Source organism: Rhizobium hidalgonense (assembly GCF_002914525.1).
GTDB lineage: Bacteria > Pseudomonadota > Alphaproteobacteria > Rhizobiales > Rhizobiaceae > Rhizobium > Rhizobium hidalgonense.
Genome location: NZ_LODW01000060.1, coordinates 1 through 17338 on the forward strand (window position 1 = coordinate 1; position 17338 = coordinate 17338).

A 17338-nucleotide genomic window follows, 5' to 3' on the forward strand; every position below is an offset into this window, starting at 1 on the left:
ATAGAACTAACCCCTTTTCCAAGTCAACACACCAATACAAAGTTTTTTGACAATTTTGTAACAGGTTGAAAATGAAGGGCTTTTAGCGCCAATCTCTCAAAACGAAGAAATTCGCCGCCCCGATCGGGTGGTTTTTGGGATTCGTTTTCGCCGAATTCCCACAGAATGGCTTCGGCGAGATAGGCAAGGCTTATATGGGAAGCTTGTGAGGGAATTCCAGGTGCTTGCCCATAACGCCCCTCACTCGCTAGTCTGGGAGGGAAGACCGATCCGGCGGGGTGAAGGACGCTAGTCCTCGACGAAGAACCGCTGGCCGGCGCTATTCCTTGCCTATGAGATGGTGACAGGGCGAAAGTGACAATCAACGCATCATTGCCGGAGCTTCCGGTTACACATGTCCTGCCGGCCGTCGGCGCCGCCTTGGCCGAGCAGAAACGCGCCGTTCTTTCGGCGCCGCCCGGCGCCGGCAAGACGACGCTGGCGCCGCTTTACCTGCTCGACCAGGCCTGGCGCGGCGATGGCAAGATCATCCTCCTGGAGCCGCGGCGGCTGGCGGCGCGGGCGGCGGCAAGCCGGATGGCGTCACTGCTCGGCGAACAGGTCGGCGGCACGGTCGGCTATCGCATGCGCCTCGACAACAGGATATCGGCAGCGACCAGGATCGAGGTGGTGACCGAAGGAGTTTTTGCCCGGATGATCCTTGACGATCCGGAACTGAACGGTGTCTCGACGGTGATCTTCGACGAATTCCACGAGCGTTCGCTCGATGCCGATTTCGGGCTGGCGCTGGCGCTCGACGTGCAATCGGCGCTGCGTGAGGATCTGCGTATCCTGGTGATGTCGGCGACCCTCGACGTCGACCGTGTGGCCGCCCTGCTCGACCATCCGCCTGTCATCGAAAGCCTGGGGCGCAGCTTTCCGATCGATATCCGCTATCAGGACCGGCCGGGCGGCGAGCGCATCGAGGATGCCGTCACGCGGGCGATCCTCGATGCGCATGCCGACGAAGCCGGCTCGATCCTCGCCTTCCTGCCGGGCCAAGCGGAAATCACCCGGACGGTCGAACGTCTGCAGGGACGATTCGGAGCCGAAACGCTGATTGCACCGCTCTACGGCAATCTCAGCCAGAAGGACCAGGATGCGGCAATCCGCCCGGCCTCGAAGGGAACGCGCAAGATCGTGCTGGCGACCTCGATCGCCGAAACATCGATCACCATCGACGGCGTCAGGATCGTAATCGACAGCGGGTTGCAGCGCCTGCCGGTCTTCGAGGCGTCGACCGGGATCACGCGGCTGGAGACGGTGCGTGTGTCTCGGGCGTCGGCCGATCAGCGGGCCGGACGCGCCGGGCGAACGGAGCCGGGGATCGCCATCAGGCTGTGGCATCAGGGCCAGACAGCAGCGCTGCCGGCCTTCACGCCGCCGCAGATCCTGTCCAGCGATCTCGCCGGCCTGGTGCTCGATCTCGCGTATTGGGGCGTCCAGGATCCGGCAACGCTTGCCTTGGTAGATCAGCCGCCGGAAACGACGCTCCGGGAGGCGCGGACGCTGCTTGGCCAGTTGGGCGCGCTCGACAAGGATGGGACGCTGACAGCGCGCGGCAAGGTGATGCGCGACCTCGCCTTGCCGCCGCGGCTTGCCGCCATGGTGGTTTCGTCAGGCGAATCCGGCCATGCCAGGGATGCGGCGATGATATCAGTGCTTCTCACCGAACAGGGGCTTGGCGGAACAAGCATCGATATCGAGGACCGGTTGCGGCGCTTCAAGGCCGAGCGCGGCGAAAGAGCCGACGCCTCGCGGCGGCTGGCGGGGCGGCTGGCGAGCGGTCTCGACACCGTTGCCTCAACGGCGCCGGCGCTTGCCGGCCAGCTGCTGCTGCATGCATTCCCGGATCGAATCGCACTTCAGCGCGGCGGGCGCGGCCGATTCGTGATGGCGAACGGTCGCGGCGCGGAGCTGCCGGAAACCGAAAGGCTGGCCGGCAGCCAGATGCTTGTCATCGCCGATCTCACCGGACGGGCAGCGCAGGCGCGGATTCTCTCGGCAGCCGAGGTGACGCGCGGCGATATCGAAGCCGAGCTGCCCGGCGAGATCAAAACCGGCGATCAGATCTTCTTCGATCGGCAAAGCCGGCAAGTCAGGGCGCGGCGGGCAACCCGGCTCGGCGCGATCGTCTTCGAAGAGACGCCCTTGCCGCGGCCCTCGGGGCCAACGGTCACCCAGGCGCTAGTGGAGGGGGTTCGCGAGCTGGGGCTCGATCAGCTTTCCTTCTCGAAGGAGGCCGTGCAACTTCGCGAGCGGATCGGATTTCTTCACCGGACGATCGGCGATCCCTGGCCCGATGTCAGCGATGCTGCCCTGCTGTCAAAGCTGGACGACTGGTTCGGCCCCTTTCAGACGGAGGCCCGCGGCCTCTCGGAGATTTCCGCGGCCGGGCTTTCGAACGGGCTGATGTCGTTGGTACCGCACGAGTTGCAGCGCGACCTTAGCCGACTTGCGCCGACCCATTTCGAAGCGCCGACCGGCCAGAGGCACCCGATCCAATATGAAGGCGAGGAGCCGGTGCTGACGATCCGCGTGCAGGAGCTGTTCGGGTTGAAGCAGCACCCGGCCATTGCCGGCGGCCGCCTGCCGCTGCTGCTCGAACTCACCTCGCCGGCGCATCGGTCGATCCAGACGACACGCGACCTGCCGGGCTTCTGGGCCGGCTCGTGGAGGGATGTGCGCGCCGATATGCGCGGCCGCTATCCCCGGCACCCCTGGCCGGAGCGGCCGGAAGAGGCGTTGCCGACGACACGGGCAAAGCCGCGTGGTACATGACGGCCATTCAAGGAGCCCCCGGAATGATCGACAAGCCTGGCATAACTGACAAGACGGAAAGCTATACGCTGGAGGACCGGCACAGCAGCCGCAGGCTGCGCCTGCAGACGCTGGTGCGGCTGCGCTGGCTGGCGGTCGGCGGACAGGCGATGACGGTGTTCATCGTGGCCTTCTGGCTGAAATTTCCCTTGCCGCTGATTGCCAGCTCTTCGCTGATCGCCGCCCTTGCCTGGGTGAATTTCTACCTGACGATCCGCTATCCGCCGACGCACCGCCTGGAAGCGCCGGCCGCCTTCGCACTGCTGGGCTTCGATCTTCTGCAGCTCTGCGCGCTGCTCTTCATCACCGGCGGCCTTGCCAATCCGTTTGCGGCGCTCGTCTGCGTGCCGGTTATCATCTCCTTTGCCTCGCAGCCGATTCGCTACAGCACGGCGCTGATCGGCTTTGCGATGGTCTGCATCACGGTGCTTGCCTTTTCGCCCTTTCCGCTGCCCTGGTTCGACGGCGTCGAGATCAACGTCCACAACGTCATGCAGTTCGGTGTCTGGTGTTCGATCGCCTCGACGATGGCGTTCGCCGCCTTCTATGCCTACCGGGTCTCGATGGAGGCAAGCCAGCTTGCCGATGCGCTGGCGGCGACCGAACTGGTGCTGCAGCGGGAAAAGCATCTTTCGCAGCTCGACGGACTGGCCGCCGCGGCTGCCCACGAACTCGGCACGCCGCTGGCGACGATCAGCGTCGTCGCCAAGGAAATGGAGCGGGAACTCAAAAACGACGATCGGTTCCGCGAGGACGTGATGCTGCTGCGCAGCCAGAGCGAACGCTGCCGTGACATCCTGCGGCGGCTGACGACACTGTCCTCCGAAGGCGAAGCGCATATGCGCCGGCTGCCGCTTTCCTCGATGATCGAGGAGATCGTCGCGCCGCACCGGGAATTCGGCATCACGCTCGAGCTGATCGAAAAGAGCCCGCGCAAGGACGAGCCGGTGACCGACCGCAACGCCGGCATCATGTACGGGCTCGGCAATCTGATCGAAAACGCCGTCGATTATGCGCGGGAGAAGGTGATCGTCACCGTCGAGCATGATCACGATAAAGTGCTGATCGTCATCGAGGACGACGGCAACGGTTACGCGCCGGAGATTCTGACGCGGATCGGCGAGCCTTATATGACCAAGCGGCAGAAAGAGGACACGGCGGGCGGCCTCGGGCTCGGGCTTTTCATCGCCAAGACGCTGCTGGAGCGCTCGGGAGCATCGCTGATTTTCGAGAATCGCGACCCGGAAAGTGCGGGCGCGCGTATCCGAATCGAATGGCCGCGCATGCTGATCGACGCAAATTCGACAAAGTGACTTTGTCGGCATAAGTAGGATATAAGCGGTTGACGCAGATCGGGCGTTCAAGCGCCAGGGCCAAGACGATGACAGAACAAAATCACGAAAATTTCGCCGCGACGGATGAAGACCATATCGGTCCCGACGCCAGCCTGCTGATCGTCGACGACGACGGGCCGTTCCTGCGCCGCCTGGCCCGGGCGATGGAAACGCGCGGTTTCCAGGTGGAAACGGCCGAATCAGTGGCGGAGGGCGTTGCGAAATCGAAAGGCAGGCCGCCGAAATATGCAGTGGTCGACCTTCGGCTCGGCGACGGCAATGGGCTCGACGTCATCGAAGCCATCCGCCAGCGGCGCGACGACACCAGGATCATCGTGCTGACCGGCTACGGCAATATCGCAACGGCAGTGACGGCCGTAAAACTCGGCGCCGTCGATTACTTGGCGAAGCCTGCGGATGCCGACGACGTGTTTTCGGCGCTGACGCAGCGGGCAGGCGAAAAGGCCGAGCTCCCCGAGAACCCGATGTCGGCCGACCGGGTGCGCTGGGAACACATTCAGCGGGTCTACGAAATGTGCGAGCGCAATGTTTCGGAAACGGCGCGCCGGCTCAACATGCACCGGCGGACGCTGCAGCGCATCCTTGCCAAACGCGCGCCGAAATAGCCGAGACATCCGTCAAACATCGTCGACGGTGAATGGCTTTCCGTTCGCCCATTCGGCCATCATCAGCCGTTGGGCGGCGGCGCGCGAGAAATTGAGCGTGACGGATTTGCGCGTGGCCGGAGCCATGCGGTGTTCGGGCGCCTCGCGAATCATGTGGGCGCCATAACCGTCCGAGAGGAAAAGCCCGCACTCCTCGGGAAAAATGTCGAGCGGCACGCCTTCGTGAGTCGCAAAGAACAGCCGGTCGCAATGCAGCCTGTATTCCGGCCATTTGCGATCCACTCTGAAATCCTCGATCGACGTCTTGATTTCGACAATCCAGACCTCGCCCTTTTCCGAAATCGTGATCAAATCGGCACGACGGCCGCTGGCCAGCGGCAGTTCGGGCAGCACGGCATGGCGCATTTCATGCAGCAAAATCTGCGTTCCCCGCCGCACCATCATGGCCCTGTCCGATTGCCGGCCATCGATTAACGGATTGTTATTGTAAACACTCAAAATCGTCATGGATAACCATCGCAGGGGCTGGCGTGTTGTTGCAAAAAAACCATGCGCTTCTAATTTGCGCCACGGACGGATTTGTCGCGCTGCAGTAGCCTTGCAAAGCGCAAGTTAATCGAAAATAAACCATAATCAACGATGGTCGAAAGACTGTTCTCCCTGCTCCAAAACTTCAAGAGTCATCTATGCGCATCCGCAATGCATTCCCTGTATTTGGCCTGCTGACAACGCTCGCACTGGCCGGTTGCTCCACCAACTCCGATAGCGCATCCGTCGACGACAAGGGCGCAGGCCCGACGGTACAGACAGCTCAGATCTTCAACGACGCCTATGGCGTGACGAAGGATGCCGGATACTCCCTGCCGGCAATCCCGATCGACAGGGTCAAGCCGCAGTTCCGCCGCCAGGTCGTCAGCTACCAGACCACCGAGCGTCCGGGAACGATCATCGTCAACACGCGTGAGCGCTTCCTCTATTACATCCTGGCCAACGGCAAGGCGATGCGTTACGGCATCGGCGTCGGCAAGCAGGGCTTCGCATGGGCCGGCACCGCCTACGTCGCCTGGAAGCAGGAATGGCCGACCTGGCATCCACCGAAGGAAATGGCCGTTCGCCGCCCCGACGTCGCCAAGTATGTCGAAGACGGCATGGGCCCGGGTCTCAGCAATCCGCTCGGCGCGCGCGCCATGTATCTCTTCAACGAGGACGGCAAGGACACGCTGTTTCGCCTGCACGGCACGCCGGAATGGGCTTCGATCGGCACCGCCGCTTCCTCGGGCTGCATTCGCCTGATGAACCAGGACGTCATCGACCTCTATAGCCGCGTTCGTCCGGGCAAGGGCACGTCCAAGGTCGTCGTTATCCAGTAAGCTAGATATCGAATTCGGTATAAAAAAGGCCGCCGGACTGTCGTCTCGGCGGCCTTTTCACATTCAAAACTATACTCTCACCCGGTTTGCTTCGCCTTGAGCTCAAGGCGGCGGCGGTGCAGCACCGGCTCAGTATAGCCGTTCGGCTGCTCCCTGCCCTTCAACACGAGATCGAGTGCGGCCTGGAAGGCGATCGAGCCATCGAAATTGCCGGCCATCGGCCGATAGGCGGTGTCCTGCTCGTTCTGCCGGTCGACGACGGCGGCCATGCGCTTCATCGTTTCGACGATCTGAGCCTCGGTGACGACCTGGTGATGCAGCCAATTCGCCATATGCTGGGCCGAGATGCGCAATGTGGCGCGGTCTTCCATCAGACCGACATTGTTGATGTCGGGCACCTTCGAGCAACCGACGCCGTGATCGACCCAGCGCACGACGTAGCCGAGGATGCCCTGGGCATTATTGTCGAGCTCGCGCTGGATTTCCTCCGGCGTCCAGTTCGGCCGCACCGCAACCGGCACGGAGAGAATGTCGGAGAGTTTTGCGCGGGCACGATCCTTCAGTCCCTGTTGAACGCGGGCGACATTGACGCGGTGATAGTGGGTGGCGTGCAGGGTCGCAGCCGTCGGCGACGGCACCCAGGCGGTGTTGGCGCCGGCCTTCGGGTGGGCGATCTTCTGCTCCAGCATCGCCGCCATCAGATCCGGCATCGCCCACATGCCCTTACCAATCTGAGCATGGCCGGAAAGTCCACATTCGAGACCGATGTCGACGTTCCAGTTCTCATAGGCCGAGATCCAGGCCGCCTGGCGCATATCGCCCTTGCGAATCATCGGACCGGCTTCCATCGAGGTGTGGATCTCGTCGCCGGTGCGATCGAGGAAGCCGGTATTGATGAAGACGACACGTTCACGGGCGGCGCGAATGCACTCCTTGAGGTTGACCGTCGTGCGGCGCTCCTCATCCATGATGCCCATCTTGATGGTGTTGCGCGGCAGGCCAAGCGCATCTTCGACCCGCGAGAAGATCTCGACGGCGAAGGCGACTTCCTCGGGCCCATGCATCTTCGGCTTGACCACATACATGGAGCCGGTACGGGAATTCTTTCTCCGGCCGGCCGGGCCGATATCGTAAAGGGCAATCAGGCCGGTGATGACGGCATCCATGATGCCCTCCGGCACTTCCTTGCCGTCGCGGTCAAGAATGGCCGGATTGGTCATGAGGTGGCCGACATTGCGCACCAGCATCAGCGAGCGGCGATGCAGTTCGAAGGCGGCGCCGTCGGGGCCGGTATATTGCAGATCCGGGTTGAGCTTGCGGACGAAACTCGTCCCGCCCTTTGCCACTTCTTCCTGCAGATCGCCCTTCATCAGGCCGAGCCAGTTGCGATAGACAATGACCTTGTCCTCGGCATCGACGGCGGCAATCGAATCCTCGCAGTCCATGATCGTGGTGATCGCCGATTCCAGCCAGACGTCGGAAACATGGGCCGGATCGGTCTTACCGATCGCCGTCGTCGCATCGATAACGATCTCGATGTGGATACCGTTGTTCTTCAGGAGAATATGCGTCGGAGCGGCCGCATCGCCGCGATAACCGGCAAAATGCCCAGTATTCCTAAGCATTGCCTGCTCGCCATCAGTCGATCTGACAACAAGCGCTCCGTCCTTGACGATCAGGCTGCCGAGGTCCTTCCAGCTGCTATCCTGCAGCGGCACGGACATATCGAGGAAATCGCGCACCCAGGCGATGACCTTCTCGCCGCGCTTCGGATTGTAACCCTTGCCTTTCTCGGCGCCGTCGCTCTCAGCAATGGCATCCGTGCCGTAGAGCGCATCATAGAGCGAGCCCCAGCGGGCATTGGCGGCGTTCAGCGCATAACGGGCGTTCATGACGGGAACGACCAGTTGCGGGCCGGCGATCGATGCGATCTCGGGATCGACGTTGTCGGTCGAAACCTGAAAGTCAGATCCCTCAGGCAGGAGATAGCCAATTTCGCGGAGGAAGGACTGGTATTCGTCCATATCCGCAGGCGCGCCATGGCGGCGATACCAGTCGTCGATCTTGACCTGCAGGTCGTCGCGTTTGGCCAGCAGCGCCCGATTCTTCGTGGCGAGATCATGGATAATCGCCGAAAAATCGGCAAAGAACTTGTCCGCATCCACCGCCAGACCCGGCAGAACCTCCTGGGTCAGGAAATCATGAAGGACGGTTTCGACGGCAAGACCGTTCTTATCAACGCGGCTCATGCGGCATTCTCCCTGGCAACGACTTTGAATGCTGCCACTTTGCCCGGCTTTCATTCACAGTCAATTCCGCAATAATTCGAAAGATTTATGCTTTCGTGGAAATTATGCGCGGCGTCACACGCATCGGCAGCCCGTTCTGCGGCTGGGTCGTCAGTTTCTGCACCGGCCAGGGATTGGTCTCATCGGTCGAATCGAAGCGATAGCGATGCATCATCACCGCCAGCGCGATCACCGCCTCCTGCAGCGCGAAGGTCGCGCCGATGCAGACCCGCGGACCGGCGCCAAACGGCAGGAACTGGAAGCGGCCAATACTGCCGCGATTCTCCGGCAGGAAACGTTCCGGCATATAGGCGCGCGGCCTATCCCAATAGAGCTCGTGTCGATGCAACGTCCAGGGCATGATGAGCACGGTGATATCGGCCGGTATTTCGACCTCCTCGCCCTTCGCATTCGTCCAGACGTCATCGGCGATTGCGGCGCGATTGATCGAAGGGGCCGGCGGATAAAGTCTGAGAGCCTCTTCAAAGGCTGCCCGCGTCACCGGCATCAGATCCAGCCATTCTACCGGCTCGGCGCCGGTTGCAAGAACAGCGTCGATTTCCGTTTCCATCACCTCGCGGATATGCGGGCTGTTGGCCACACAATAAAGCGTCCAGGCCAGCGCACGAGCGGTCGTCTCGTGCCCGGCGCCGATGAAAGTCAGGATATTGTCCTCGATCTCTTCTTTGGTCAGGCCATCGGGGCCGGCCTGTTCGAGAAGCAGCGTCAGAAAATCGTCCGGTGCGGCGGCGCGATCGGCCTTCATCTTCGCCAGACGCAAATCCATGGTGTCGCGCACGATCGCCCTGAATTTCTCCAGCACCTTCTGGCCGCCGATGCGGGTGAGGCGCGGCACCCAGGAGGGCGCACGCAGCAAATCCATCGGGTCGACGCGACCCATGCGGTGGAGAAGCTGGTTGACGTCGTCGGAGAAATGGCCGCTCGAGGAGACGATTTCGCCGGAGAAGAGCGTTTCGGCAAGAATCGCAAAGGTGAGGTCAGTCATATCACTGGCGATATCGAAGACTTGGCCCGCCGAACCGGACCCCTCATATTTGCCGATATATTCTTCCGATTGCCGCAGCATCTGGCCGCCGAAACCCTTGGCGTGGCGCGGCGTGAAAACAGGGGCGACCGCCTTTCGCGACCGTTTCCAGACCTGGCCTTCCGCCGTCAGCAGGCCGTCGCGCAGGATCGGCCGCAGAACCAGCTGGCGTATGTCGGACATGCGGTAATTGTTAGCATTGTCGACCAGCACATGCTTGATCAGGCCGGGATCGTTGACGATCAGGGTATGTTGCCCGAAGAAACTCGTCTTGATCCAGGGCAGCGTATAGGACGGCTCGCCCCAGAGTTCGAGCGGATTGCGCAGGATGATGCGGATGATATCAAGCCGGCTCGGTGGCACGGTGCGCGGCAGCGGTGCCGGCGGAACGAAGGGGTCAGGACGCATGTCCATCGTCAAAGCCTTTCGGGGAAGATCAACGCTTCCCGTCAGGCTTGAAGCTAGAGCAGGCCCTTGAGTTCGTCCAGCTTGTCGTTGATCAGCCAGCCGTAATAATTCTCTTCCGGCCAGACGGTTGCGCCGGAAGAACGGTTCTTCGCCGCGAGTGCCGCGGCACGCTGGCGCGAATTGCCGACATTGTAAAGCGTTGCCGTCAGGCCGGGATTGCCTGAGATGTCCATGCCGGCAATCTCCTTGTAATCGTCGATCGACCTGCGGATCGAAGCGGCGACGAAGGCGAGCGAGATATCGGGATCCATGATGGACTTGTAAACGGCGCCGGCATTCTTCTCGTTCAGCTTCGGATAACCGGATACGCGGCTGACGAGATCGGAGAGCATCAGCGCCGTCAACGGATTGACCTGGCCGAGGCCGAAAGTCTGGCCGGCATAGAAGGGCTGGAAGAAAACCGCGCTGAAACGGTTGTTGGGGAAGCTCTGGCCGCCCACCGTCTTGCCGCGGAAATCGCTTTCCCAGACATCTTCGCGGCAGGACCAGAGCGTATAGGAATCGCTCTTGCCCTTGCATTGCGCAAATTGCGGCCGCGCCACGAAATCATCGACATTTTCGCCGTCATAGGCGAAGCGGAAGCTTTCGCCGGCATAAGAAGCGGCCTTGACATAATAGGCCTGCAGCCGGTCGTAGGCGTCGACATTATAGGTGTGTTCGCCGACGATCGCGCCGACGACATGGATGGGGTTGATGCCGTAAGCGCTGGAGACCTTGCGGATCTTGGCCATCAGCTCGCGATCGGTCGCCAGAAGCTCGTGGACCTTTTCATATTTCAGATCGAAGCTGCTTTTGGTTCCCTTAGTGCGCCGGACAGACGCGCCCGGAATATCGGGCTGCTCGACATGACGGTTGCCGGCCGGCACCGTCTGCATGGCGAAGGCAGGCGCCGAATTCACCAGGGCAACGGCAATCAAAAGGCTTGTCAAAAGGCGTCGCACGATCCGCTATCCCGTCCCGTTCCATCGTCCTGCTTGCGATGCGGCTGACTGGACCAGAATCTTGGCCGAATAAAGCCGGAACGGAAAACAAAACGGGCCTTCACTAAAAAGTAAAAGGCCCGCTGTCGAGAGAGAGTTCGCCACAATCCGGCATTCATATCGGTAAAGACATGAACCGGTGATGCGCCGATATCACAGAATGAAGCGCGAGAGATCGGTATTCTGCGCGAGATCGCCGACATGTTCGCGTACATAGGCAGCGTCGATGGTGATCGCCGTGCCGCCGCGATCCGGCGCGTTGTAGGAAATATCATCCAGAACCCGTTCCATCACCGTCTGCAGGCGGCGGGCGCCGATGTTCTCGACGGAAGAGTTCAGGTGCACGGCGACATCGGCCAGCGCATCGATCGCGTCGTCGGTGAATTCGAGGTTCAGGCTTTCCGTCTCCATCAGCGCGCGATACTGGCGGATGAGGCTTGCTTCCGTCTCGGTCAGGATCCGGCGGAAATCCTCCTTGTTCAGCGGCCGCAATTCGACACGGATCGGCAGGCGGCCTTGCAGCTCGGGGAGAAGATCCGAGGGTTTGGAGACATGGAAGGCGCCCGACGCGATGAACAGGATATGGTCCGTCTTCACCGGCCCGTATTTGGTCGAGACCGTCGTGCCTTCGACGAGCGGCAGGAGGTCACGCTGGACGCCTTCGCGGGAGACGCCGGCGCCCATGCCGCCGTCGCGGGCGGCGATCTTGTCGATTTCGTCGAGGAAGACGATCCCGTCATTCTCAGTGGAGCGGACGGCCTCGCGCTGGATCACCTCATTGTCGATCAGCTTGTCGGATTCATCGCGGATCAGGTCGCTATAGGAGGCCTTGACCGTCGTGCGAACCTTCTTGGTGCGGCCGCCCATCGCCTTGCCGAACATTTCCGACAGGTTGAGCACGCCGATATTGGCGCCCGGCATGCCGGGTATTTCGAAGCCCCCCATGCCGGAACCGGCATCGGCCACCTCGATATCGATTTCCTTGTCGTCGAGTTCGCCGTCCCTCAGCTTCTTGCGGAAATTTTCGCGGGTGGCCGGCGACGCGGTGGTGCCGACCAGCGCATCGAGAACACGCTCCTCGGCACTGACATGCGCCTTGGCCTGGACCTCGGCCCGCTTCTTCTCGCGCACCAGGCCGATGCCGACCTCGACCAGATCACGGATGATCTGCTCGACATCGCGGCCGACATAACCGACTTCGGTGAATTTGGTGGCTTCGACCTTGATGAAGGGCGCGCCGGCGAGTTTTGCCAGGCGGCGGGAGATCTCGGTCTTGCCGACACCGGTCGGGCCGATCATCAGGATGTTCTTCGGCATGACTTCGTCGCGCAGGCTGGGATCGAGCTGCTGGCGGCGCCAGCGGTTGCGCAGCGCGATCGCGACAGCGCGTTTGGCATCATGCTGGCCGATAATGTAGCGGTCGAGTTCGGAAACGATCTCGCGGGGGGAAAAAGTCGTCATTGCGTATCATTCTCCTGGCGGTCCAGGGCCATCAGCGCCCGGCCGCAATTCGTCTTTGTTGGCCGCGGCAGCGGCCGGAAGGCCGGGAATTCAGCCTTCGACGTCAAGCGATTCCACCACGATATTGTGGTTGGTGTAGACGCAGATATCGGCGGCGATCTCGAGGGCGCGGCGCGCGATCTCTTCGGCCGATTTGTCGGTATCCATCAGCGCGCGGGCAGCGGCGAAAGCGTAGTTGCCGCCCGAACCGATCGCCGTCGTGCCATGCTCGGGCTCCAGGACGTCGCCATTGCCGGTGATCGCCAGCGTGATCGATTTGTCGGCGACGAGCATCATGGCTTCGAGATTACGCAGGTATTTGTCGGTACGCCAGTCCTTGGCGAGCTCGACGGCGGCGCGCATCAGCTGGCCGGGATATTGCTCCAGCTTCTTTTCGAGCCGTTCGAGCAGGGTGAAGGCATCGGCGGTCGCGCCGGCGAAACCGGCGACGACTTCGCCCTTGCCGATGCGGCGCACCTTGCGGGCATTGCCCTTCATGACGGTCTGGCCGAGGCTGACTTGGCCGTCGCCCGCCATCACCACCTTGCCGCCTTTTCGAACTGTAATGATCGTTGTCATCAAACACCTGTCTGCCCTTGACGCGGGCTACTCCACCGGGCCGCACACCGGCCCTGTTAAGCCCTATGTAAGCAGGGCGGCGCCGTTTGCAAATGGGCCGGCTTTTCTCTTGGCCGGCTTCTGGATATTTGCCGATGCGCCTGATAAGGAACGGCCTTATTCCCGATGGAGGGCCATATGGCCGAGACCGCAGCAAGCCGCACGGGCAGCGTTTCCCGCAAGACCAACGAGACCTCGATTTCGGTTTCCGTCAATCTCGACGGCACCGGCAAATCGAAGATTTCGACGGGCGTCGGCTTCTTCGACCATATGCTCGACCAGCTTTCGCGGCATTCTCTCATCGACATGGAGATCGAGGCCAAGGGCGACCTGCATATCGACGATCATCATACGGTCGAGGATACGGGCATTGCCATCGGCCAGGCGATCTCCAAGGCGCTCGGCGACCGGCGCGGCATCACCCGCTACGCGTCGATCGACCTCGCCATGGACGAGACGATGACCAAGGCCGCCGTCGATCTTTCCGGCCGGCCGTTCCTGGTCTGGAACGTCGGCTTCAGCGCGCCGAAGATCGGCACGTTCGACACCGAACTCGTTCGCGAATTCTTCCAGGCGCTCGCCCAGAATGCCGGCATCACATTGCATATTCTCAATCATTATGGCGCTAATAACCACCATATTGCCGAGACGTGCTTCAAGGCCGTTGCCCGCGCATTGCGCACGGCGACAGAGATCGATCCGAGACAGGCGGGCCGTGTTCCCTCAACCAAGGGCACGCTCGTCTGAGCCTCTCAAGGGAGCGGCGACCATGACATCAAGCTATATCTTCCTGACGCCGCCCGGCGGCACGCGCGCCACGATCGACGAGACGCGAACCATCCGCGACGGCTTCACGCTGCTCGGCTTTCTCTTCCCCTGGCCGTGGCTCCTGGCACATCGGCTCTGGCTGCATGCGGCCGTGGCCTTTCTGCTGCAGGGCATCGGTGGTGCGTTGATGGAGGAGCCGGGTCTCTGGCCAATGGGAGTGGCCATCATGCTGGGCGTGAATCTACTGGTCGGCCTCGAGGGCCAGAATTTTCGCATCCGCAACCTTGCTGGCAAGGGCTGGACCGAAGACGCGCTGATTGCCGCCGATACGATCGGCATTGCCGAGCAGGTCTATTTTTCGGACCAGGCGGATATCGCGCAGAGTGACGACAACACGGCACCGGACTGGGAGAACAAGCCCCGGCCGCGCGGCCCACATGGCCATGGCACAGCGCTTGGCCTGTTTGGATTTGATGGAGGACGCTGACGATGCGCGTCGCGATTATCGATTATGGTTCCGGCAATTTGCGCTCGGCGACCAAGGCTTTCGAACGTGCCGCCCGTGAAGCGGGCATCGATGCGCATATCGATCTCACCGACAGGGCGGAAAATGTTGCCGCGGCCGATCGTATCGTGCTTCCCGGTGTTGGCGCCTATGCCGATTGCCGGCGCGGTCTCGATGCCGTGCCCGGGATGGCCGAGGTGTTGATCGAGGCCGTCGAGAAGAAGGCGCGGCCGTTCCTCGGCATCTGCGTCGGTATGCAGCTGATGTCCTCGCGCGGCCTCGAAAAGACCGTGACGCACGGTTTTAACTGGATTCCCGGCGATGTCGTCGGGATGACGCCTGATGATCCTCAATTGAAGATCCCGCAGATCGGCTGGAATACGCTCGACCTGAAACGCGAACATCCGCTTTTCGACGGCATTGCGACTGGCCCGGAGGGGCTGCACGCCTATTTTGTGCATTCCTACCATCTTGCCGCCGAAAAGGCCGACGATGTCATCGCGACCGTCGACTATGGCGGTGCGATGACCGCTCTCGTCGGGCGCGACAACATGGTCGGCGCACAGTTTCACCCGGAAAAGAGCCAAAAGCTCGGGCTGGCGCTGATTGCCAATTTCCTGCGCTGGAACCCGTAATGCCGCCGCCTTATTTCCCCTTTATGGAAACGGCGGAACAGGAGTGCGCTCGATGCCGGCGTCGCGGAAATCAGGCAAGGTGTTCTACACGCTGAGACCCTCCCGGGAGGGGCAGCCTCCCTTCTCGGACATCCGGCTTGCCGATGGGACGATCATCCGCCGTGTCGATGAGACCATTCACAAAAGAGCGCTTTCCAATGCAGCCAAGGCGTTGAAAGAAAGGCTGGACCGATGATCCATGAAATCCTTGCCGGCAACGAGAATTCCCAGCTGCGCGCCAACGGCATCAGCGCCGGCGACATTACCGAAGCCGTGCTGGAGTTTTATATCGAGGGCGAAGACGATCTGATCGGCCTGCTTGCCTATGCGCTTTACGAGCGGCAGAAGCGCGATTTCGTCATCAGCTATCGCAAGCGCAATGCCGGCCGTTCGCCCAATGAAGCGGAGCTTGCCGCGGTCGCCAGCAATTATCTCTCCACCGACCTGCGCAATACGCTGCGCGACCGCGCCTCGCAGATCCTTTCGAGTTATGCCGAAACCTATGTCGAGGCGATGGAGCCGGAGATCCGTCTCGCCGCCGTCAACAACGACGCGCTGCGAAAGGTGCGCGACATCGAAAAGTCGGTGAAACGGCGCCTGGGCTTCTGGCGTCAGGTCCGGGCCGGTCTGACCGTCACCCTGCTCCTTCTTCTGCTTTTCGGCGCGGCCACCATTGCCGCTGTCTTTTTCCACTCGGATATCGTAGATGCGTGGAATGCGCTGATGGTACCGACCACTTTACGGACGTAGACGACATGATCCTTTTTCCCGCGATCGATCTGAAGGGCGGCCAATGCGTCCGCCTGAAGCTCGGCGACATGCAGCAGGCGACGGTCTACAACACCGATCCGGCCGCCCAGGCGAAATCCTTCGAAGACCAGGGTTTCGAATGGCTGCATGTGGTCGATCTCGACGGCGCCTTTGCGGGACATTCGGCCAATGGCGACGCCGTCGAAGCGATCCTCAAGGCGACGAAAAATCCGGTGCAGCTCGGCGGCGGCATCCGAACCCTCGATCATATCGAGGCCTGGCTGTCGCGCGGGCTGCGGCGAGTCATTCTCGGCACCGTCGCGGTCAGAAATCCTGAGCTGGTCATCGAGGCTTGCCGGAAATTTCCAGGCCACGTCGCCGTCGGCATCGATGCCAAGGGCGGCAAGGTGGCGGTCGAGGGCTGGGCGGAGGCTTCCGAACTCGGGATCATCGAACTCGCAAAAAAATTCGAAGGCGCCGGCGTCGCCGCGATCATCTATACCGACATCGACCGCGACGGCATCCTGACCGGCATCAACTGGGCTTCGACGCTGGAACTTGCCGAGGCCGTCTCCATTCCGGTCATCGCCTCGGGCGGCCTCGCCTCGCTTGAGGACATCAAACGGATGCTGCGGTCCGATGCACGAAAGCTGGAAGGCGCGATCTCCGGCCGTGCGCTTTATGACGGCCGTATCGATCCTGCGGAAGCGTTGGCGCTGATCAAGGCCAACAGGGCAAAGGAGACTGCGTAGTGACCCTCAAGGCCCGTGTCATTCCCTGCCTCGACGTCAAGGACGGCCGCGTCGTCAAGGGCGTCAATTTCCTCAATCTCGTCGATGCCGGCGATCCCGTCGAAGCGGCGAAGGCCTATGATGTGGCCGGTGCCGATGAGCTCTGCTTCCTCGACATCACCGCTTCCTCGGACAATCGCGAGACGATCTTTGATGTCGTGTCGCGCACGGCCGACCAATGTTTCATGCCGCTGACGGTCGGCGGCGGAGTGCGCACCATCGCCGATATCCGCAAGCTCCTGCTGTGCGGCGCCGACAAGGTCTCGATCAATTCGGCAGCCGTCAGCAATCCCGACTTCGTTGCCGAGGCGGCAGACAAGTTCGGCGACCAGTGCATCGTCGTCTCGATCGACGCCAAGCGCCGGCGCACGCAGGCGGTCGGCGGCGACAATCTCAGCGCCTGGGAAATCTATACGCATGGCGGCCGCAACGCGACCGGCATCGACGCCGTCGAATTCGCCCAGAAGATGGTGGCGCGCGGCGCCGGCGAGCTCTTGGTGACCTCGATGGACCGCGACGGCACCAAGGTTGGCTACGATCTGGAACTGACGCGGGCGATCGCCGATGCGGTGCGTGTGCCGGTCATCGCGTCGGGCGGCGTCGGCGATCTCGACCATCTCGTCGCCGGGGTGAAGGAGGGCCATGCCAATGCGGTGCTCGCCGCCTCGATCTTCCACTTCGGCACCTATTCCGTCGGCGAGGCGAAGCACTATATGTCGAAGTGCGGCATCGACATGCGTCTCGACTGAACTTGAAAGCGGA

At 61.8% G+C, this 17338-nt stretch carries 17 protein-coding genes; 11 read left to right on the plus strand and 6 right to left on the minus strand.

Features of this window, described 5'->3' with window-relative positions:
- Positions 1-354 precede the first annotated feature (354 nt).
- The 3 genes from hrpB (at position 355) to ATY29_RS19355 (ending at position 4819) form a co-directional block, all read left to right on the plus strand.
- Positions 355-2820 (plus strand): ATP-dependent helicase HrpB, encoded by a 2466-nt coding sequence (hrpB, locus tag ATY29_RS19345; RefSeq protein WP_003571343.1) that lies wholly within the window; start codon positions 355-357, stop codon positions 2818-2820.
- A 23-nt stretch (positions 2821-2843) separates the two neighbouring features.
- Positions 2844-4172: an ActS/PrrB/RegB family redox-sensitive histidine kinase gene (locus tag ATY29_RS19350; protein ID WP_003571345.1), complete on the plus strand. Its 1329-nt coding sequence runs from the start codon at positions 2844-2846 to the stop codon at positions 4170-4172.
- Between the two features lie 68 nt (positions 4173-4240).
- Positions 4241-4819: an ActR/PrrA/RegA family redox response regulator transcription factor gene (locus ATY29_RS19355; RefSeq protein WP_025417428.1), complete on the plus strand. Its 579-nt coding sequence runs from the start codon at positions 4241-4243 to the stop codon at positions 4817-4819.
- A 12-nt stretch (positions 4820-4831) separates the two neighbouring features.
- Here ATY29_RS19355 and ATY29_RS19360 read toward each other — a convergent pair whose 3' ends face one another.
- Positions 4832-5326 (minus strand): MmcB family DNA repair protein, encoded by a 495-nt coding sequence (locus ATY29_RS19360; RefSeq protein ID WP_003571349.1) that lies wholly within the window; start codon positions 5324-5326, stop codon positions 4832-4834.
- A 179-nt stretch (positions 5327-5505) separates the two neighbouring features.
- Between ATY29_RS19360 and ATY29_RS19365 the strand changes: the two genes are divergently transcribed.
- A complete protein-coding gene (locus tag ATY29_RS19365; protein WP_003571351.1) occupies positions 5506-6189 on the plus strand; it encodes a L,D-transpeptidase in 684 nt (227 codons plus the stop codon).
- 77 nt (positions 6190-6266) lie between these two features.
- Here ATY29_RS19365 and ATY29_RS19370 read toward each other — a convergent pair whose 3' ends face one another.
- The 5 genes from ATY29_RS19370 to hslV form a co-directional block, all read right to left on the minus strand.
- Positions 6267-8438, minus strand: coding sequence for a malate synthase G (locus tag ATY29_RS19370; RefSeq protein ID WP_097537059.1), 2172 nt, complete (start codon positions 8436-8438; stop codon positions 6267-6269).
- 85 nt (positions 8439-8523) lie between these two features.
- The gene (locus ATY29_RS19375) at positions 8524-9936 is read right to left on the minus strand and encodes a cytochrome P450 (RefSeq protein WP_097537060.1); all 1413 of its coding nucleotides are present in this window, start codon (positions 9934-9936) and stop codon (positions 8524-8526) included.
- Between the two features lie 47 nt (positions 9937-9983).
- On the minus strand, positions 9984-10931 hold the full coding sequence (locus ATY29_RS19380) for a DUF1402 family protein (protein ID WP_003571357.1): 948 nt from the start codon (positions 10929-10931) through the stop codon (positions 9984-9986).
- 192 nt (positions 10932-11123) lie between these two features.
- Positions 11124-12431 carry an ATP-dependent protease ATPase subunit HslU gene (hslU, locus tag ATY29_RS19385; RefSeq protein ID WP_003571359.1) on the minus strand — a complete coding sequence of 436 codons (1308 nt, stop codon included), beginning with the start codon at positions 12429-12431 and terminating at the stop codon, positions 11124-11126.
- Between the two features lie 90 nt (positions 12432-12521).
- Positions 12522-13049 (minus strand): ATP-dependent protease subunit HslV, encoded by a 528-nt coding sequence (gene hslV, locus ATY29_RS19390; RefSeq protein ID WP_003571361.1) that lies wholly within the window; start codon positions 13047-13049, stop codon positions 12522-12524.
- Between the two features lie 177 nt (positions 13050-13226).
- Between hslV and hisB the strand changes: the two genes are divergently transcribed.
- From hisB to hisF, 7 genes are read left to right on the plus strand one after another with little or no spacing between them, the layout of a single operon-like run.
- Entirely contained in the window at positions 13227-13835 is a 609-nt protein-coding gene (gene hisB / locus ATY29_RS19395) for an imidazoleglycerol-phosphate dehydratase HisB (protein ID WP_003571362.1), read from the plus strand.
- Positions 13836-13857: 22 nt separating this feature from the next.
- Complete coding sequence (locus ATY29_RS19400) at positions 13858-14343, plus strand: DUF2628 domain-containing protein (RefSeq protein ID WP_097537061.1); 486 nt, start codon at positions 13858-13860, stop codon at positions 14341-14343.
- A 2-nt stretch (positions 14344-14345) separates the two neighbouring features.
- Positions 14346-14996 carry an imidazole glycerol phosphate synthase subunit HisH gene (gene hisH, locus ATY29_RS19405; protein WP_003571365.1) on the plus strand — a complete coding sequence of 217 codons (651 nt, stop codon included), beginning with the start codon at positions 14346-14348 and terminating at the stop codon, positions 14994-14996.
- 52 nt (positions 14997-15048) lie between these two features.
- Positions 15049-15231 carry a hypothetical protein gene (locus tag ATY29_RS19410; protein WP_097537062.1) on the plus strand — a complete coding sequence of 61 codons (183 nt, stop codon included), beginning with the start codon at positions 15049-15051 and terminating at the stop codon, positions 15229-15231.
- Positions 15228-15785 (plus strand): hypothetical protein, encoded by a 558-nt coding sequence (locus tag ATY29_RS19415; protein WP_003571369.1) that lies wholly within the window; start codon positions 15228-15230, stop codon positions 15783-15785. The genes ATY29_RS19410 and ATY29_RS19415 overlap by 4 nt, the downstream gene beginning before the upstream one ends.
- A 5-nt stretch (positions 15786-15790) precedes the next feature.
- Complete coding sequence (hisA, locus tag ATY29_RS19420; RefSeq protein WP_097537063.1) at positions 15791-16537, plus strand: 1-(5-phosphoribosyl)-5-[(5-phosphoribosylamino)methylideneamino]imidazole-4-carboxamide isomerase; 747 nt, start codon at positions 15791-15793, stop codon at positions 16535-16537.
- Positions 16537-17325, plus strand: a complete 789-nt coding sequence (hisF, locus tag ATY29_RS19425) for an imidazole glycerol phosphate synthase subunit HisF (protein ID WP_097537064.1) — start codon at positions 16537-16539, stop codon at positions 17323-17325. Before hisA ends, hisF begins: the two co-directional genes overlap by 1 nt.
- Positions 17326-17338 lie beyond the last annotated feature (13 nt).

Coding starts and splice junctions, on each gene's coding strand:
- hslV (WP_003571361.1), bottom strand. CDS start 13,049: ATGACAACGATCATTACAGTTCGAAAAGGCGGCAAGGTGGTGATGGCG.
- hslU (WP_003571359.1), bottom strand. CDS start 12,431: ATGACGACTTTTTCCCCCCGCGAGATCGTTTCCGAACTCGACCGCTAC.
- ATY29_RS19400 (WP_097537061.1), top strand. CDS start 13,858: ATGACATCAAGCTATATCTTCCTGACGCCGCCCGGCGGCACGCGCGCC.
- hisA (WP_097537063.1), top strand. CDS start 15,791: ATGATCCTTTTTCCCGCGATCGATCTGAAGGGCGGCCAATGCGTCCGC.
- ATY29_RS19410 (WP_097537062.1), top strand. CDS start 15,049: ATGCCGGCGTCGCGGAAATCAGGCAAGGTGTTCTACACGCTGAGACCC.
- ATY29_RS19350 (WP_003571345.1), top strand. CDS start 2,844: ATGATCGACAAGCCTGGCATAACTGACAAGACGGAAAGCTATACGCTG.
- ATY29_RS19375 (WP_097537060.1), bottom strand. CDS start 9,936: ATGGACATGCGTCCTGACCCCTTCGTTCCGCCGGCACCGCTGCCGCGC.
- ATY29_RS19360 (WP_003571349.1), bottom strand. CDS start 5,326: ATGACGATTTTGAGTGTTTACAATAACAATCCGTTAATCGATGGCCGG.
- ATY29_RS19355 (WP_025417428.1), top strand. CDS start 4,241: ATGACAGAACAAAATCACGAAAATTTCGCCGCGACGGATGAAGACCAT.
- ATY29_RS19415 (WP_003571369.1), top strand. CDS start 15,228: ATGATCCATGAAATCCTTGCCGGCAACGAGAATTCCCAGCTGCGCGCC.
- hisH (WP_003571365.1), top strand. CDS start 14,346: ATGCGCGTCGCGATTATCGATTATGGTTCCGGCAATTTGCGCTCGGCG.
- hisB (WP_003571362.1), top strand. CDS start 13,227: ATGGCCGAGACCGCAGCAAGCCGCACGGGCAGCGTTTCCCGCAAGACC.
- ATY29_RS19365 (WP_003571351.1), top strand. CDS start 5,506: ATGCGCATCCGCAATGCATTCCCTGTATTTGGCCTGCTGACAACGCTC.
- ATY29_RS19370 (WP_097537059.1), bottom strand. CDS start 8,438: ATGAGCCGCGTTGATAAGAACGGTCTTGCCGTCGAAACCGTCCTTCAT.